This window comes from Paenibacillus sp. JJ-223, assembly GCF_927798175.1.
GTDB lineage: Bacteria > Bacillota > Bacilli > Paenibacillales > Paenibacillaceae > Paenibacillus > Paenibacillus hubeiensis.
The window spans coordinates 187,242-201,033 of sequence record NZ_CAKMMP010000010.1; the positions used below are offsets into that span (position 1 = coordinate 187,242).

At 46.2% G+C, this 13,792-nt stretch carries 23 protein-coding genes; 22 read left to right on the plus strand and 1 reads right to left on the minus strand.

Going from position 1 to position 13,792, the window contains the following annotated elements; genetic code table 11:
• Window positions 1–37: 37 nt before the first annotated feature.
• The gene (locus tag L6H98_RS31420) at window positions 38–286 is read left to right on the plus strand and encodes a DUF6886 family protein (protein WP_356723514.1); all 249 of its coding nucleotides are present in this window, start codon (window positions 38–40) and stop codon (window positions 284–286) included.
• A 49-nt stretch (window positions 287–335) separates the two neighbouring features.
• Window positions 336–1,130 carry a hypothetical protein gene (locus L6H98_RS18535; protein ID WP_236417303.1) on the plus strand — a complete coding sequence of 265 codons (795 nt, stop codon included), beginning with the start codon at window positions 336–338 and terminating at the stop codon, window positions 1,128–1,130.
• 106 nt (window positions 1,131–1,236) lie between these two features.
• Here the strand turns inward: L6H98_RS18535 and L6H98_RS18540 are convergent, their stop codons facing one another.
• Window positions 1,237–2,166: a ChbG/HpnK family deacetylase gene (locus tag L6H98_RS18540; RefSeq protein ID WP_236417305.1), complete on the minus strand. Its 930-nt coding sequence runs from the start codon at window positions 2,164–2,166 to the stop codon at window positions 1,237–1,239.
• A 124-nt stretch (window positions 2,167–2,290) separates the two neighbouring features.
• Here L6H98_RS18540 and L6H98_RS18545 point away from each other — a divergent pair, with 124 nt between their 5' ends.
• The 20 genes from L6H98_RS18545 (at window position 2,291) to L6H98_RS18640 (ending at window position 13,785) form a co-directional block, all read left to right on the plus strand.
• Window positions 2,291–3,028: a GNAT family N-acetyltransferase gene (locus L6H98_RS18545; RefSeq protein WP_236417429.1), complete on the plus strand. Its 738-nt coding sequence runs from the start codon at window positions 2,291–2,293 to the stop codon at window positions 3,026–3,028.
• Window positions 3,029–3,124: 96 nt separating this feature from the next.
• A complete protein-coding gene (locus L6H98_RS18550) occupies window positions 3,125–3,472 on the plus strand; it encodes a VOC family protein (protein ID WP_236417307.1) in 348 nt (115 codons plus the stop codon).
• Between the two features lie 36 nt (window positions 3,473–3,508).
• Window positions 3,509–4,078 carry a DinB family protein gene (locus tag L6H98_RS18555; protein WP_236417309.1) on the plus strand — a complete coding sequence of 190 codons (570 nt, stop codon included), beginning with the start codon at window positions 3,509–3,511 and terminating at the stop codon, window positions 4,076–4,078.
• Between the two features lie 72 nt (window positions 4,079–4,150).
• Window positions 4,151–4,378 (plus strand): DUF3977 family protein, encoded by a 228-nt coding sequence (locus tag L6H98_RS18560; protein ID WP_236417430.1) that lies wholly within the window; start codon window positions 4,151–4,153, stop codon window positions 4,376–4,378.
• Window positions 4,379–4,560: 182 nt separating this feature from the next.
• Entirely contained in the window at window positions 4,561–5,337 is a 777-nt protein-coding gene (locus tag L6H98_RS18565; protein WP_236417311.1) for a Cof-type HAD-IIB family hydrolase, read from the plus strand.
• Between the two features lie 218 nt (window positions 5,338–5,555).
• Window positions 5,556–5,837 carry a hypothetical protein gene (locus L6H98_RS18570; protein WP_236417313.1) on the plus strand — a complete coding sequence of 94 codons (282 nt, stop codon included), beginning with the start codon at window positions 5,556–5,558 and terminating at the stop codon, window positions 5,835–5,837.
• Window positions 5,838–5,862: 25 nt separating this feature from the next.
• On the plus strand, window positions 5,863–6,420 hold the full coding sequence (locus L6H98_RS18575) for an HAD-IIIA family hydrolase (RefSeq protein ID WP_236417315.1): 558 nt from the start codon (window positions 5,863–5,865) through the stop codon (window positions 6,418–6,420).
• Between the two features lie 131 nt (window positions 6,421–6,551).
• Window positions 6,552–7,076, plus strand: coding sequence for a GNAT family N-acetyltransferase (locus L6H98_RS18580; RefSeq protein WP_236417317.1), 525 nt, complete (start codon window positions 6,552–6,554; stop codon window positions 7,074–7,076).
• Window positions 7,077–7,242: 166 nt separating this feature from the next.
• Window positions 7,243–7,782 carry an AAA family ATPase gene (locus tag L6H98_RS18585; protein ID WP_236417319.1) on the plus strand — a complete coding sequence of 180 codons (540 nt, stop codon included), beginning with the start codon at window positions 7,243–7,245 and terminating at the stop codon, window positions 7,780–7,782.
• A gap of 19 nt (window positions 7,783–7,801) precedes the next feature.
• Window positions 7,802–8,221, plus strand: coding sequence for a GNAT family N-acetyltransferase (locus L6H98_RS18590; protein WP_236417321.1), 420 nt, complete (start codon window positions 7,802–7,804; stop codon window positions 8,219–8,221).
• Window positions 8,222–8,305: 84 nt separating this feature from the next.
• Window positions 8,306–8,533: a hypothetical protein gene (locus L6H98_RS18595; RefSeq protein WP_236417322.1), complete on the plus strand. Its 228-nt coding sequence runs from the start codon at window positions 8,306–8,308 to the stop codon at window positions 8,531–8,533.
• Window positions 8,534–8,559: 26 nt separating this feature from the next.
• Window positions 8,560–8,799, plus strand: coding sequence for a hypothetical protein (locus L6H98_RS18600; protein ID WP_236417323.1), 240 nt, complete (start codon window positions 8,560–8,562; stop codon window positions 8,797–8,799).
• A 153-nt stretch (window positions 8,800–8,952) separates the two neighbouring features.
• Entirely contained in the window at window positions 8,953–9,507 is a 555-nt protein-coding gene (locus L6H98_RS18605) for a DNA topology modulation protein (RefSeq protein ID WP_236417431.1), read from the plus strand.
• Window positions 9,508–9,633: 126 nt separating this feature from the next.
• Window positions 9,634–10,008, plus strand: a complete 375-nt coding sequence (locus L6H98_RS18610) for a hypothetical protein (protein WP_236417324.1) — start codon at window positions 9,634–9,636, stop codon at window positions 10,006–10,008.
• A 27-nt stretch (window positions 10,009–10,035) separates the two neighbouring features.
• Window positions 10,036–10,914 carry a class I SAM-dependent methyltransferase gene (locus L6H98_RS18615; RefSeq protein ID WP_236417325.1) on the plus strand — a complete coding sequence of 293 codons (879 nt, stop codon included), beginning with the start codon at window positions 10,036–10,038 and terminating at the stop codon, window positions 10,912–10,914.
• Window positions 10,915–10,940: 26 nt separating this feature from the next.
• Entirely contained in the window at window positions 10,941–11,486 is a 546-nt protein-coding gene (locus tag L6H98_RS18620) for a hypothetical protein (RefSeq protein WP_236417326.1), read from the plus strand.
• A gap of 206 nt (window positions 11,487–11,692) precedes the next feature.
• A complete protein-coding gene (locus tag L6H98_RS18625; protein WP_236417327.1) occupies window positions 11,693–12,235 on the plus strand; it encodes a GrpB family protein in 543 nt (180 codons plus the stop codon).
• 78 nt (window positions 12,236–12,313) lie between these two features.
• Entirely contained in the window at window positions 12,314–12,784 is a 471-nt protein-coding gene (locus L6H98_RS18630; RefSeq protein WP_236417328.1) for a hypothetical protein, read from the plus strand.
• Window positions 12,785–12,799: 15 nt separating this feature from the next.
• Window positions 12,800–13,339 (plus strand): GNAT family protein, encoded by a 540-nt coding sequence (locus L6H98_RS18635; RefSeq protein ID WP_236417329.1) that lies wholly within the window; start codon window positions 12,800–12,802, stop codon window positions 13,337–13,339.
• Between the two features lie 35 nt (window positions 13,340–13,374).
• A complete protein-coding gene (locus L6H98_RS18640) occupies window positions 13,375–13,785 on the plus strand; it encodes a DUF6157 family protein (protein WP_236417331.1) in 411 nt (136 codons plus the stop codon).
• The last annotated feature ends 7 nt before the right edge of the window (window positions 13,786–13,792 follow it).

Consider the following 13,792-nt stretch of genomic DNA (forward strand, 5'->3'; position numbering starts at 1 on the left):
AGATTTCCCAAAAGAAATAGATCCTGTGAGGTGAAAAATGTTATATCATTTCGGCGAGGAGCCAGATATTGAACAATTTGTCCCACGAGAGAAACAAAACCGTAAGGATTTTCCGGCCGTCGTATGGGCAATTGATCAAATGAATGAGCATTCCTATTTCTTCCCACGAAATTGTCCAAGAATTGTACTTAAACGAACTCCCGAAATCTCAGAAGAACATCGGAAAATGTTTTTCGGAATGTCGCAGGCGAACAAGATCATTGCTATAGAGAGCTCCAGCTTATGATGGAAAATCACTTCTAGAACTGGGGTGTTTTTAGTCAGGAGGAATTCAAATGCGGACACACTTTGGCAAATACGATATACCGCCAACGCTTCAGAAGCTGATTCAATTACAGGAAAGTCTCCAAGACGCTGAACAATTTTTTACGGGATTAAACGGGTTCAGGTATTTCAACACGCCTTGCGATGTTATTGAGTTTGGAAATATCGGCGCCGATGGCATACATTACGGTTTTCTTACGGATTACGGGACAGTAACGGACCTTGAAGCAGCCCCGATCGTTTGTGTCAGTCCGATGAATTTTGATCGTCCGTCCCGCGTTGTAGCCAACAATTTATCGGAGTTTCTGAACGTTAATCTGAATGACGGAGCATTGTTTTACAATGATTTTGAGAGCGAAGAAAGTTATTTGCTTCAGAAGCGGCAGTGGGCCGAACAAGCGTTGAACTCTCCATATCAGCCTACAGATATTGAAAGGATTACTCGGGAAAGAATTACAATATGGACAGTAAACAATGTACCAACCCCTGCCATTGATAACCCTTATACATATGTTCAGAATGTAAGTCTGGTTCGTCAGAATGAGATTACTCTTCAGACACAGGACGGATTAGGCGTGAAATTTCCTTTTGCTGAAGGAGAAGAACATCTACCATATCGAATCCACGATGATACGGATCTTGATATGGGTTGGCTTGAGGATTATTTAAATTCAGCTCCCGTAACGTCACGACTTGCATTGATTAGAGATATTCAAATGAGTCACGATATCCGTGACCAAAAAGATCTCCAAGCCATCATTATCCCGGCATTGCATTTGATGAGTCTTGACGATGAGGCTGTTTGAATCTTGTAAGAGAATTAAGAATAAAAGATCAAGGGCTCTTCCTGATTGTGCGACATGACAAACAGCCTCTGACCATAAAGTTAGGGGCCGTTTGTTCATGCGGGGGTTATTTTTTGCTTTTCGTTAGGCGAAAAGAGTGACTTCTGTCAAAACTGGAGGAGCCATTTTTTTTGCGCCTGTTCTTAACAAGGATCGATTTTCGTTTCGTGGATCGCTTTGGATGACGTGGCTTTACATGTATACCGGGTGCTCGGAGCGGTTTGTGGATAAGCGGCATTGTTGCTGTTTTCGCTGCGGCAAGTTGACCGAAATGGATCAAACGAACGCCGTGTTTTGCGAGCGCTTGATGAATGCTCCGACTGCGGAAGACGTTTAATTCAAGTTCCCGCCCTTGGGTGTAATTGGATATCTTTCGTGTGGTATCATCGACATAACCGGGATGGCACATGATTTCGGTTGAACCTTTGGGCAGATGGGCAATGGCTCGGATTAAGCGTTTCAAGCTATCTTGTTTGTCGTAGGTGTCAAGTAAAATATAATCTGTTGTCAAAGGCACAGGAGTGGCAGAAACGGCAGAGAGCCGGGATTTGCGCATCGGCACTTGATGGCGTAGGGCAAACGTTGACATCGCTCGATGCACGGCATGATCATGCAAATGCAGATGATGGTGGGAATCGAGGTGGGTCGGTTTCAAACCGGCGGTAACGAACCGTTCCCATTGGGCGGCAAGCTCCAATTCGATCTCGCATTCGTTCCACGATGACATCGTGTGTATACCGTTGAATGTCCCATCTGGCTTTACAAGCGAAGGCACATGCTGTGGATCGGAAATCGGTTTTCCATACGTCAGATTAAAATGCAGGCCGACCCCAAGCTCCGGTAACGTATTAGCCCTGTTCACTGCATCCGGGAAGCCAGGCATGTTGACCATTAACGTTGCGCTGGAAAGCGATCCTGCCCGGTGTGCCTCTTCGATCCCCCGGTTTGTGCCTTCCGACAGGCCGAAATCGTCTGCATTAATAATAAGCCATCTCATTGGCGGCCAACCTCCCAAGGGGTTCGTTTTCCTCCTATATAGATATTTGAAGAAGCGTCCATTGGAAATGGACAGATGCCGATTATGGAATAACCAATCCCATGCAGGAGGTGCAGTAACATTGATGACGCCTCAAGAAATGTTGCACATCGTGCAATCACAGCTTGCTGTCGATCTTCATTGCAGCGTTGACGATTTTAATGGGGACAAGGACCACATTATTTATGTGGACGCCCAGGAAAACCCGGGACGCAGGCCGTTTCGGCGAAATGCCCGCTATTTTGAAATACTGTCAATGGGGCAAACGATTGTTGTCTCGGCAACGCCGGAGCGTTTGAACATAGCGAAAGCATATATGGAAGGCAAAACGCGGGATCATATTTTTTCATCGCCTTTTATCAGAGGGTTGTATTTGCATTTTCTTCCCGATCTGAATTCGCTGCAGCGTTTGTCACCCCCGGATTCATTTACATATGAAGTGCTTGAAATGGATGAAGTTTGCGATTTGGCTGGGATGACAGCATTCGATAACGCCGTGATTCATGACCCGACTTGCCCTTATCAAACGGTATTGGCTGTGTTAGCCAAGCATAACGGCTCCATTGTTGGCATAGCGGGAGCAAGCAATTCAGGGGAAAAGCTGTGGCAGCTCGGCATCGATGTGCTTCCGGGGTACCGCCGCAATGGGCTTGCTGCCTACCTGGTCAACCGTTTGACGTTTGAGGTGTTAGAACGGGGATGCGTCCCGACCTACGATGTCATTGCGAGCAATATCGCTTCACAGCGAGTGGGTGTCCGGGCAGGTTATGTTCCCGCATATGTTACCGATTGGAGATGCGATTTTACGGCGTACGAAGCTTGAGTAAGAGGGCTTACGCCGCCGAAAACAGGGATGTATAATCATGGAAGACGGCTTTGACAATCTAGCCCTATAACGGGCCATTAAGGAGGAATTCCTATGTCTCCCATTCATAATGAGATCGGTGCAGTGTTTATTCCGGTGAAGGATTTGCAGCATTCGCGTGACTGGTATTGCGATATTTTGGGATTGCAGGCAGACGGGGAAATACTGCATGGACATTTGTACATGCTGCCGATGAAAGGACCTGTCCTTATTTTGGATAGCAAAATTTATACGGAGGATCGCGTGTTCAAGACGCCTGCATTTCATTTTAATACCAGTGACATTCAAGCGGCATATGATTATCTCGTTGCCAAGAAGGTTAACATTATGCCGCGGATGGAACCAAATTGGTTGAACTTTGAAGACCCGGATGGGAATCTCTTAATGGTGTGTGAATGTTAATGAGAGGATTTAAATCGGAGTGAGGAGGATTTCAGGATGTTGCACGACTTGCAAGGTGAAGCCGGGATGACGCCGGTAGTGGGCATGTTGTATTCCGCTGTCAAGGAAAATAGCGACCGGTTGCGATCCATCACGGAAGGCATGTCCCAGGAAGAAATCGATTATAGAGGACTCGATGGTTATTATAATAGTGCAGCTCAGTTAATCAAACACATTATGGTTGTAGATTTGAACTGGGTTTACCGGGTAAAAGGAGAACCCCTGCCGTCCTCCCTTCAAGAGCAACATGGTCCTATGATCGACGAAAATAACAGGCTTCCGATGGTTACGGGAGTAGCTTTGGAGGTCCTCTTGGCACAATATGCCGAAGTCATGCTTTGGTTAAAAGAAACATGTGAGAAGCTGGTGGATGCCGATTTAGACAGGGTTGTCACGTTTGGGCATGAGAACGAAAAACAGGCGACGATCCGCTGGGGCCTGTGGCATATGGCAGATCATAACCGGTATCATCAGGCGCACATCAACCAACTTCGGAAATGGTATAAACAATGCAAAGAAGGAGTCTACAATGAGTTTGATTCACATCGTTCCAGTCACCAAAGATAATTGGGAAGAAGCCATGAACATCGAAATCATTTACCAATTGTCATTGAAGGAGAGTACCTTTTGAAGAAATACATGGAGATCGGGTTTGGAAATCGCTGGTTCATTCGAACGGAATTCGAACACGAGGATGGAACGGAGAGCGAACAAAAAGGATTTACCGCTCCTTTTCGCTTAAAGTCCGTATATTTAAGGATATGGATCGGTACGAGCGTGTTGATCATAGATTCCAGAGAAGGCATTAAGCGTGCCCGCAAAAACCGGAAAGCGTTCAAGCTGATCTTGGGGTTTTACGGAATATAAAGCTGAATCTCCGGAAGGAGGGCGAGGTTGACAGGCAAAGAGAATGCTGCCGCAATCCACGTCTATGAAAGCTTGAAGTATATACCCGAAGAAGAGCAGGTGCTGCAAAAAACGCTGTAAAGCTGAGGACACCAACGTGGAACGTGTTATTTATTTGAACTAAAGGAGCTTACTGCATTAGTATGTATAAAATTGTTTTCTTTGATGTAGATGGAACGCTGCTAAGCGAAGTGGATCGAAGTCTGGCAGCGTCAACGAAAGAAGCGGTCACAGCATTAATCGACAAAGGCATTAAAGTTGTCATCGCTACAGGCAGACCCCATAATATGTGCCAACCATTTTTGGAGTTGGGCATAGATAACATCATTTCTGCGAACGGGGCCCTGATCAAATGTAAACATGAAACGATACATCAATCACTGCTTGCACCGGAAACGGTTCGTGAACTATCGGAGTTTGCCAAATTAAATGGCAGCGGCCTTTCCTATTTTACGGATCGTTTGGCCATGAACGGCATGGGCCGTCAAAATGAACGGGTGCAGGAAGCTTTATTTGAAACGTTAGGGCTCACTCAGTATCCCGATGCTATGGGTTCTCTCGTAGACGAAGTATGCTGTATGTGTTTATATGCGGATGAGGATGAAGCGGGGAAGTACGTCGAGCATTTTCCGACCTTAAGGTTCGAACGTTTTCACGGCTACGTGTTGAATGTTTTGGAAGAAACGAAGGTTTGCAAATCAACGGCAATGCGAAAAGTACTGGAGCATTATCAAATTGATGCCTCAGAGTCCATTGCTTTTGGGGACGGTGGCAACGACATGGATATGCTGGCAGCTGCAGGATTGGGGATTGCAATGGGCAACGCGCATGATGCTTTGAAACAGCAGGCGGACTTTATCACTTTAAAGTCAAGTGAAGGCGGGATTGACTACGCATTACGCAAATTCGGCGTCATATAAACCATGTCGCGCTGAACCATGAGTGTCTCAAATACGCGAACAGAGAATAAAGATGATCTAGTTGGCTTAAACGTCCTCCTTATACTTTGACCGTGGGAAGCGAGGGATCATTCATTATGGTTGTGCAAGTCGCCTCATTCATCTTTTCGATCCTTATTGGGATCGTGATTTTGTTTCAATTGGCATTGGCTCTCGGTATGCCTTGGGGAGAGTGCGCCATGGGAGGCAAGTTTCCCGGAAAACTGCCGCCACCGATGCGCTTCGCAGCAGTCATACAAATGTTTGTCCTCGGCTTCATTGGCTCCATCGTACTTAGCAAGGCGGGATTATGGTTGCCGGAATGGTCTGATTTCTCGGGAACAGCAGTGTGGTTTGTTATCGCGTTTTGCACCTTGTCAACGTTTCTGAACATCATCACAACCAGCGTATGGGAACGAAGGATATGGGCACCCGTAGCGATGCTGCTGCTTGTCACAAGCTTGATTGTCGCCGTTTTTTAATTCCATAAAATGATGCAGGAGGAGTATGATGCAGGGGATCCAAGCTGCTTTTATCGACCGAGACGGCACGATCGGCGGGACAGGTCATTTTGTTCATCCCACGGAATTCAGCCTGTTTGATGGGGCCCAGGGTGCCATTAACATGCTGAAACAAGCTGGAATCAAAGTATTTGCGTTTACGAATCAGCATCGGATTTCGCGCGGTCAAGCCAAGCTCGAGGAGTTTAGAACGCAATTCGAGCAGTATGGCTTCGACGATGCCTTCATCTGTCCTCACGGTGCTCAGGATCAGTGCGATTGTAAGAAACCGAAACCAGGCATGCTCAAGGAAGCGGCGGTTAAATATGGCCTTGATCTGTCAAAGTGTGTGGTGATCGGAGATGTCGGCGATACGGATATGCTGGCAGCCCATGCGGTTGGCGCAATCAAGGTGCTGGTCAAAACGGGTTGGGGTGAATCATCGCTGTTGGAATACAGGCACCGATGGAACGAGGTTGAACCGGATTATATTGCCGAAAACATTCATGACGCGGCAGCATGGATTCTCCGCAGCCTTCCAAGGAGAATTTCTCCCAATGGATAAATGGTCTGGAGATTTTAACAATATGGGGGGAATCAAGGGATGAAGGACATCGATTTCTCGAATTATTTTTGGCAAGATGATGAGATTCGCTTGAGAAGCAGAGGCACAGCAGGCGTGAGGGGAAGAAGAACATGAACAACGGAGTCATCGAATTCCCGCGTCTGGAAACGGAAAGATTGATGATGAGAGAGCTGACGCTTCAAGATGCAGCGTCCATATTGAACCATTTCACTGATCCGGAAGTCATAAAGTTTATGGATATCGAAGCATGTAAGGACATCGCGGAAGCCGAGGAAATCATTGCTTTTCACATCAACGATTCGGGTTGCCGGTACGGTCTGTTCAGCAAAGAAAAGGATGAGCTGATTGGTACGTGCGGTTATCATTGCTGGATGACGGACCAGGATGGGACAAGGGCCGAGATCGGGTTCGATCTGGCGCCTCGTTATTGGGGGAAAGGCATCATGCAAGAGGCTTTGCGTGAACTGATTCCGATGGGTTTTGATCTCATGCAGCTGCAATATATCGAGGCAACAACGGAACAAAAAAATGACCAATCGCAGAAGTTGCTAACCAGGTTGGGATTTAAGCAGGAGCCTTTTCTCAAAGACAACTTACTCTATTTTACGTTAAGGCGAGAACAGTACGAAGTATAACCTTGTCCAGCTCAATACCGTAGACTCTCTACTTGTATATTTTCAAAGAGAGTCTTTTTTTGTTGTCGTCATTGTTGCGGCAATAGGATTAAAATCCTTGTATGTTATTGAGCATAAAGGTAAAATATAGATGTTTTCGCTAAATCGACGGTACGGGAGTGTTGGCATGATTATCATGATTAATGGGGCTTTCGGTTCCGGTAAAACTTCGGCGGCAGCGCAGCTGCAGCCTAGAATCGCGAACAGCATGATTTTTGACCCGGAGGAAGTCGGTTATATGCTCAGAAAGCTTATACCGGAAGAGCAGCGGCTTATGGAAGAACGTACGGATGATTTCCAGGATATCGAGCTTTGGAGAATAATGACGGTACAGACGGCAAGGGAAATCCGGCGTAAATACGGCAAACACTTGATCGTGCCAATGACGATCTATAAAGAAGCTAACTTCCATTACATTTCCAATGGGTTCAAAGAATTCGATGCGGATGTATATCATTTCTCCTTGATTGCTTCGGAAGAAACGATTCACCAACGTTTGGCGAAACGGGGAGATGCACTTGGAGGTTGGACGTATCAACAGGCACCGAAATGTTTGAAGGCGCTTGGTGAACCGCAATTTGCGGAGCATATCATTACAGATTCGTTGGACACAGGGGAGATCGTAAATATCATTTTGGAGCGCGTGGGAGACAAAGCAGAACGGTAAACGAAGGAGGTGGGCAGGGTTGTTTAAAGCTACTCATATTGTAAAAGGAACAAACGAGGAAGCCCGTTTCGTGAGAAACAAGCTGATCGAATTTAATTCAAAGCATATTCCTGACGGGAGATATGAGGACGTTTGCTTATGCGTGAAGGATAACAAAGGCGAAGTCATAGCCGGACTTAACGGTTCGATTTGCTGGAACTGGATGGAGATTGACTTCTTATGGGTGGATGAGAGTTTTCGGGGACAGGGGCTTGGCCAAAAATTGCTGGAGGAAGCCGAACAGCGGGCTGCAGCCGAACAGTGCACTTTCATTCAACTGAATACGTTTAGTTTTCAAGCACCGGGGTTTTATGAGAAAAATGGATTTGCGGCAATAGCCGTAATCGAAAATGCACCGCGAGACCACAAACACTATTATTTCATTAAATATTTGAGATAAGAAGTAAGCGGTTACGTATTTGAAGCAAGTTGATTATTAAACGTTATCTTCTTCAATATGTTCTTATTTTAAAGGGGGAATCCAATGAAAGTTGCACTGCATGCCAATGAACTGGAAAGCGTAGAGCTTAGCTGGTTATGTATTAAACCGATGCTGCACGCGGTACGCGGGAAAGATATGCAAACCAAGCTGGAGATGTATCATCAATTAAATGAAGCCCAGAAAGGCTTGTACTTATTTTATTCCTACCATAACCACACGATACGAGCATGGAGTTTTATTGGTTCTCTGCCCACCATATCAATGAGCTGAAATCCTGGGAACGGATCAGGCAAGCCATGCTGTTTTTTAAAGCCGATGCCTTGATTGAAGTGTTGGACGAGATCCAGCGATTCATACAGAAACGGAACATGTTGAATAAGATGATTAGCCCAGTGGACCTGGAGAAGGATTCTGCTCTCTTGAATGAAGTGAACGAATTACACGAGAAGTATAGTCGATGTTCAGCACTCGCCATACAACAAATGAATGAGTACATATTGGATCATCGGGCGGAATTTTTGGAACCGGATTTGTGAAGATGTGTTTAATGGATAAACCGATTGGTTTGCCAGAGCTGGTTTTTGGCTGGATGAGTTCAGATGTCGCTGGATGCAGAGAACGAAATCGTACACTTTTTACATACAGCCCATGAGGGTAAAAAAATTCACGTTGTCACCGAGGTGAGCGAAATGAAAATCATGGTCATTGGTTCCAGCGGATCGGGGAAGTCGACGTTTTCTCGGGAACTGGGGAAAGGATTGGGTTTGCCCGTACATCACTTGGACCTGTATTACTGGAAGCCGGGCTGGGTTGAAACGCCCCGAGAAGAATGGGAAGAGTTCAACAAACAATTGGTTGCCAAAGAAAACTGGATTATTGACGGACATTTTGGAAGAACGATGGATATCCGAATGAAAGCGGCAGATGTCATCATTTTCTTTGATTTGTCGCCGATCGTCACAACCTATCGCGTCATTAAACGCAGAATTCAATATCATGGCAAAACGAGACCTGACTTGAACGAGGGTTGTCCTGAATCCATTGATTGGCCTTTTATCAAGAACGGGTGGAATTTTCGCAGAGACAAACGCCCTGCCATTATCGAAAAATTAAAACAACAACCTTCAAACAAATGTGTGATGATCATTGGCAGCTTGAACCAAGCAAAAACGGTATTGAGCGAGATCCATAGGAAGGGACACCACTATTTCGAGCAGTATAGGAATGATGCAGTGAAAGGATAACTGGAAATCGTACGATAGTTTGTCGCAAGGGATTTTTGATTTGGGTCTATACAGCTTAGCGGTTTATTTCTCAGGAAATATTCCGACAACAAATAAGTAGAAAAGAGGCCAGAAACGAGAGGGATTATGGATAAAGCGTACTGGTTTTTTGTTGATCGGGAAATGAAAGATTTTGTTCAAGATGTGGACATCTTCGGTTGTTTGAGAGATATTCATTGGGACTTCGAAGATACATGGGAGTGGTACGAATACGGTTCCTTAACCGATGCTTTGTACATCAACATTTCGCGGGAGCACGATTGGACAAAAGGAAACTATGAATCTCCCGTGTTGTTAAGGTATACACGCATGGGAACAGATATTCAGCAAATAGGAGCAAGCATTTCACACCAATTGGGAGTAACGGTGTTCTATGGTGAGGTTGCCTATAAGAATGGAAATGATATCACTCTTCTTGAAGAGCATGTTTGGGATCATAAATGTCATAAGAAGTTTAGATGAATTGTAAGCAAAAGGAGGAAAAGAACCATGACCGAGTATTACTGGGATACCAAGATCGGATATTTGAGGAATACGCGCTGGCTGTACTACAATGACGACTATCTGGAATTTTTGGTGAAAAGCGTATGGAAAATCGATAAACCGGTTAACATCGTAGATTTTGGATGCGGTTACGGTTATCTCGGTTTGAAGCTTCTTCCGCTTATGCCGCAAGGAAGCACGTATACCGGCATGGACAAAGGAACAGAACTGATTCGCGAGGCTGAGGAAATTTACTCGCATTTAGACTATGATGCAACGTTTATAACGTGTGATATCGATGAAGTGCAGCTGGAGCCAAAGTACGATATTGCCGTAAGCCATGCGTTTTTGTTACATATGACCGAACCTGCCAGGATTGTTCGCAAAATGATGAACAGCGTACGGAATAACGGAAAATTGATTTGCTTCGAACCACACTGGATCGGCAATATGGCCAATTGTTATATGGATGGCGTAGATCAGAGCAGCATCGTTCGTTTGGGCGTTCTGCAAAAGTTGTATGAAGAAGACGAACGGCGCACGCTCAAGGGTGGAAATATCGGCATGGCTCTGCCAGTGATGTTAAGTCAGCTTGGGTTAAAGAAGGTGGAGTGCCGATTGAGCGACAAAGTAAACTTTTTGGATCAAAACATGGATGCGGACGGTAAAGAACTTCTTTTTCAAGCGCTGCGTGAAGAAGGACTGGGACAGGATCCCGGGGAACTGGATCAGGTCGTGAACAATCTGCTTGCCAGGGGATTAAATGAACATGAGGCCAGAGAGGAATACGAGTCGGAAGCCAACTTTGGGAGGACATTCAATGCGGATTCGTGGCTGACATATGCACCTAATTTCAAAATCTCCTTTGGTACGGTGGAACGTTGACTAACAATTAAAAGGATTTGGCATTCATGAAAAAAATTCTAATCATTGGCATCGTTGCCAGTGGAAAAACAACATTAGCCAGAACATTGTCGCAGCACATAAACATCCCTTGGCATGAATTGGATGCCATCGTCCACCACCAGACGGAAAGTGGAAGGATCAAGAGAACGCCGGAAGAACAGATGAACGTCATTCATGATATTAACAAACAGGGAACATGGATTTTGGAAGGAACGGATCGTGCCTCCTATCAGCCACTGTATGATATGGCGGACACGATTATTTTTTTGGACCCCCCGTTATGGAAACGGAAAATCAGGATTTTCCTCCGCTTTGCGAAGCAAAGGTTCGGGATCGAGAAAGCAAACTACACCCCCGATCTGACGATGCTGCGAATGATGTACAGATGGACAAGAGAATTCGAGCAAAACCGCGACAGCTTCGAAACCAAACTGAAACGATACGATAACAAGCTGGTGAGATTGCGTGATAATACGGACTTGGCTTGGGTTGCTCAGCGACGACAATGCACAGGGGCGGTTGGGGCAGAGCGGCAGGAGACTAAGAGGTAGGACGAAATGAAGATTGAAGGGGAACGTGTGGCTCTCTGCCAAGTGACCGAAAAAGATTTGGATTTGCGAGTGAATTGGAGTGTTATACAAATCTTTCGCTTCAGCATTCATTTTCCCGTGTATAATGGTGTAAATATATGATTTCTTGTACCATGAGTGCGCTTTCGCGTAAGCTTGGGCAAGATCGGGAGACGGGAGGTCAGGATGTGCAGGAGGCCATTATAGTGGTGCCCCATGATCCTTGCTGGGCAAACGAGTGTATGGAAATAGGCAGGCGGATCCGCGCAAGCATGGGAGAAAGTGCCATCCGGATCGATCATATCGGTTCTACTTCAATACCTGGCCTGGATGCCAAGCCGATCATTGATATTCAGATTTCGGTGCGTTCGTTGGATAAGCTGGATTGGAAACCTTTTTTAGAGCAGCTTGGGTACATGCATCGGGAGAATAATCCGGATCAAACGAAGCGTTATTTTCGGGAAAGCGGCAGCATGAGAAGAACGCATATCCATGTTCGAAAAGCAGGCAGCTGGTCAGAGCAGTGTGCACTGCTGTTTCGGGATTATTTGCGGGTACACCCGGAAGACAGCCAATGCTATGCTCGGGAAAAATACAGGTTAAGCGAATTATACCGTCATGAACGGGAGCGATACGTCACGGCAAAAGAACCGATCATCTGGGAGATCATACGCAAAGCAAGCTTATGGAGCCAGCAGACAGGCTGGGAGCCTGGAACAACGGATATCTAGCTTGACGCCCTCTCTTCGTATACTGTCTAAACTGGGGCCTATTGGAATTAAGCGAAAACGGGATTGGAGGTGCAAAATTTGATTCATCCTGTATTGCTGAGGGAAGATATGTTAACGGGATTTCGGGAAAATGTGGCGAATCATGCTTACCATCACGTCGTTCGGGAGGGAACGTTTTATCCGGATTGTGTAAGCCAAAGGTTTACTGTCCCGGAAGCCGATCAACTGGTTGAACGTTTCGCGAAATGTGATTTTCCAATCATTTGTCATGCTGGCAGCAAGAGTACCGAGAAGTTTTTTGATTATCATATCGCTTTGCGTTATGGAAAAGACAGCAGAGAAGCGTACGTTTACGAAATGATTGTGCGTGAAGATCGGGACGACAATGTTATTCGGGGCCTTCAAATGGCCTTTTATTATTTGACGTTGGACCGTTTCGGCCTCGAAAGCATTGTTGTTGCTTGCCCGGCCACGGAGCTTGAGGCCATGAATGATATTCGCGTGGAGGCGGTGCAAGCGAACATCAGCCGATTGACGAAAAATAGTTGAAAAGGAAGAGATGCAATGATCAGACTCGAATATTTTACGACGAACGATATAACCCAATTGATCGAATGGAGCGGAGACGAAGCCTTTTTGCTGCAATGGGCCGGACCGCAGTTTCAATATCCGCTAACGGAAGAGCAGCTGCTGACTTACATGCAGGGCGCCAATGACTTTCAAGAGTCCGACAAGCTGATTTATAAAGTAGTGGACTCCGAAACAGGAGATACCATTGGGCATATTTCGCTCGGGGCCATCGATCGCTATAACCGTTCGGCTCGAATCGGCAAAGTGCTGATCGGCGGATCTTCCGCCAGAGGCAAAGGATTCGGAGTGCAGATGATCACGGAAGCATTACGCATCGGGTTCGACGAGCTGGGACTGCATCGCATCAGCCTTGGCGTATTCGATTTTAATCATAGCGCCATCAAGTGTTATGAGCGGGCAGGCTTCACGAAAGAAGGGCTGATTCGCGATGCAAGAAGGCATCATAACGAATACTGGAGTCTATGGGAAATGGGTATCCTTGAGCAGGAGTGGAGAGAGCGAAAACGTCCATAAGGTCCATAAGGTCCATAAGGGAGGGGATTTTAAGGATGAAAGATATGAACGAATACAATACGTTTATCGGCGTAGCCGAAGACTGTCCCGTTGCCGCAGCAGAAATTCCGCAGGCCAAAAAAAGCAGCAAAACCGTTCCGGTGCTCCACTACGAAATCATGGCCAATCATCCGTACGAGTATACGCAGATGGACGTTTTGTTCGAAGTCCATGCGAGGCGTAACGGGATCCCTGAAGCAGACCGGCAGGAGGAACGCGAAAGGTTCTTTTCTAAAGGCCAGCCCTGCCTGCGGACCTCTTCATTAGGCAAACGATACGGATGGGGCATACATCATAACGAACAAGGAAAGGTGGCCCTATACGCCATCGAATCAGACGAGTACCAAAGCCTGATTAACGATCCATCCCTTAAGCAGGTCAAGGCTATGCGTTCCCGTCGGGGGTAGTTCACGA

Excerpts from the sequence above, each read along its gene's own strand:
- L6H98_RS18565 (WP_236417311.1), top strand. The coding sequence starts at position 4,561 with ATGTATAAAATTGTTTTCTTTGATGTAGATGGAACGCTGCTAAGCGAA.
- L6H98_RS31420 (WP_356723514.1), top strand. The coding sequence starts at position 38 with ATGTTATATCATTTCGGCGAGGAGCCAGATATTGAACAATTTGTCCCA.
- L6H98_RS18580 (WP_236417317.1), top strand. The coding sequence starts at position 6,552 with ATGAACAACGGAGTCATCGAATTCCCGCGTCTGGAAACGGAAAGATTG.
- L6H98_RS18545 (WP_236417429.1), top strand. The coding sequence starts at position 2,291 with ATGACGCCTCAAGAAATGTTGCACATCGTGCAATCACAGCTTGCTGTC.
- L6H98_RS18550 (WP_236417307.1), top strand. The coding sequence starts at position 3,125 with ATGTCTCCCATTCATAATGAGATCGGTGCAGTGTTTATTCCGGTGAAG.
- L6H98_RS18615 (WP_236417325.1), top strand. The coding sequence starts at position 10,036 with ATGACCGAGTATTACTGGGATACCAAGATCGGATATTTGAGGAATACG.
- L6H98_RS18555 (WP_236417309.1), top strand. The coding sequence starts at position 3,509 with ATGTTGCACGACTTGCAAGGTGAAGCCGGGATGACGCCGGTAGTGGGC.
- L6H98_RS18585 (WP_236417319.1), top strand. The coding sequence starts at position 7,243 with ATGATTATCATGATTAATGGGGCTTTCGGTTCCGGTAAAACTTCGGCG.
- L6H98_RS18620 (WP_236417326.1), top strand. The coding sequence starts at position 10,941 with ATGAAAAAAATTCTAATCATTGGCATCGTTGCCAGTGGAAAAACAACA.
- L6H98_RS18610 (WP_236417324.1), top strand. The coding sequence starts at position 9,634 with ATGGATAAAGCGTACTGGTTTTTTGTTGATCGGGAAATGAAAGATTTT.
- L6H98_RS18600 (WP_236417323.1), top strand. The coding sequence starts at position 8,560 with ATGCTGTTTTTTAAAGCCGATGCCTTGATTGAAGTGTTGGACGAGATC.
- L6H98_RS18560 (WP_236417430.1), top strand. The coding sequence starts at position 4,151 with ATGGAGATCGGGTTTGGAAATCGCTGGTTCATTCGAACGGAATTCGAA.
- L6H98_RS18570 (WP_236417313.1), top strand. The coding sequence starts at position 5,556 with ATGGGAGGCAAGTTTCCCGGAAAACTGCCGCCACCGATGCGCTTCGCA.
- L6H98_RS18540 (WP_236417305.1), bottom strand. The coding sequence starts at position 2,166 with ATGAGATGGCTTATTATTAATGCAGACGATTTCGGCCTGTCGGAAGGC.
- L6H98_RS18605 (WP_236417431.1), top strand. The coding sequence starts at position 8,953 with ATGAAAATCATGGTCATTGGTTCCAGCGGATCGGGGAAGTCGACGTTT.
- L6H98_RS18635 (WP_236417329.1), top strand. The coding sequence starts at position 12,800 with ATGATCAGACTCGAATATTTTACGACGAACGATATAACCCAATTGATC.
- L6H98_RS18575 (WP_236417315.1), top strand. The coding sequence starts at position 5,863 with ATGATGCAGGGGATCCAAGCTGCTTTTATCGACCGAGACGGCACGATC.
- L6H98_RS18595 (WP_236417322.1), top strand. The coding sequence starts at position 8,306 with ATGAAAGTTGCACTGCATGCCAATGAACTGGAAAGCGTAGAGCTTAGC.
- L6H98_RS18535 (WP_236417303.1), top strand. The coding sequence starts at position 336 with ATGCGGACACACTTTGGCAAATACGATATACCGCCAACGCTTCAGAAG.
- L6H98_RS18640 (WP_236417331.1), top strand. The coding sequence starts at position 13,375 with ATGAAAGATATGAACGAATACAATACGTTTATCGGCGTAGCCGAAGAC.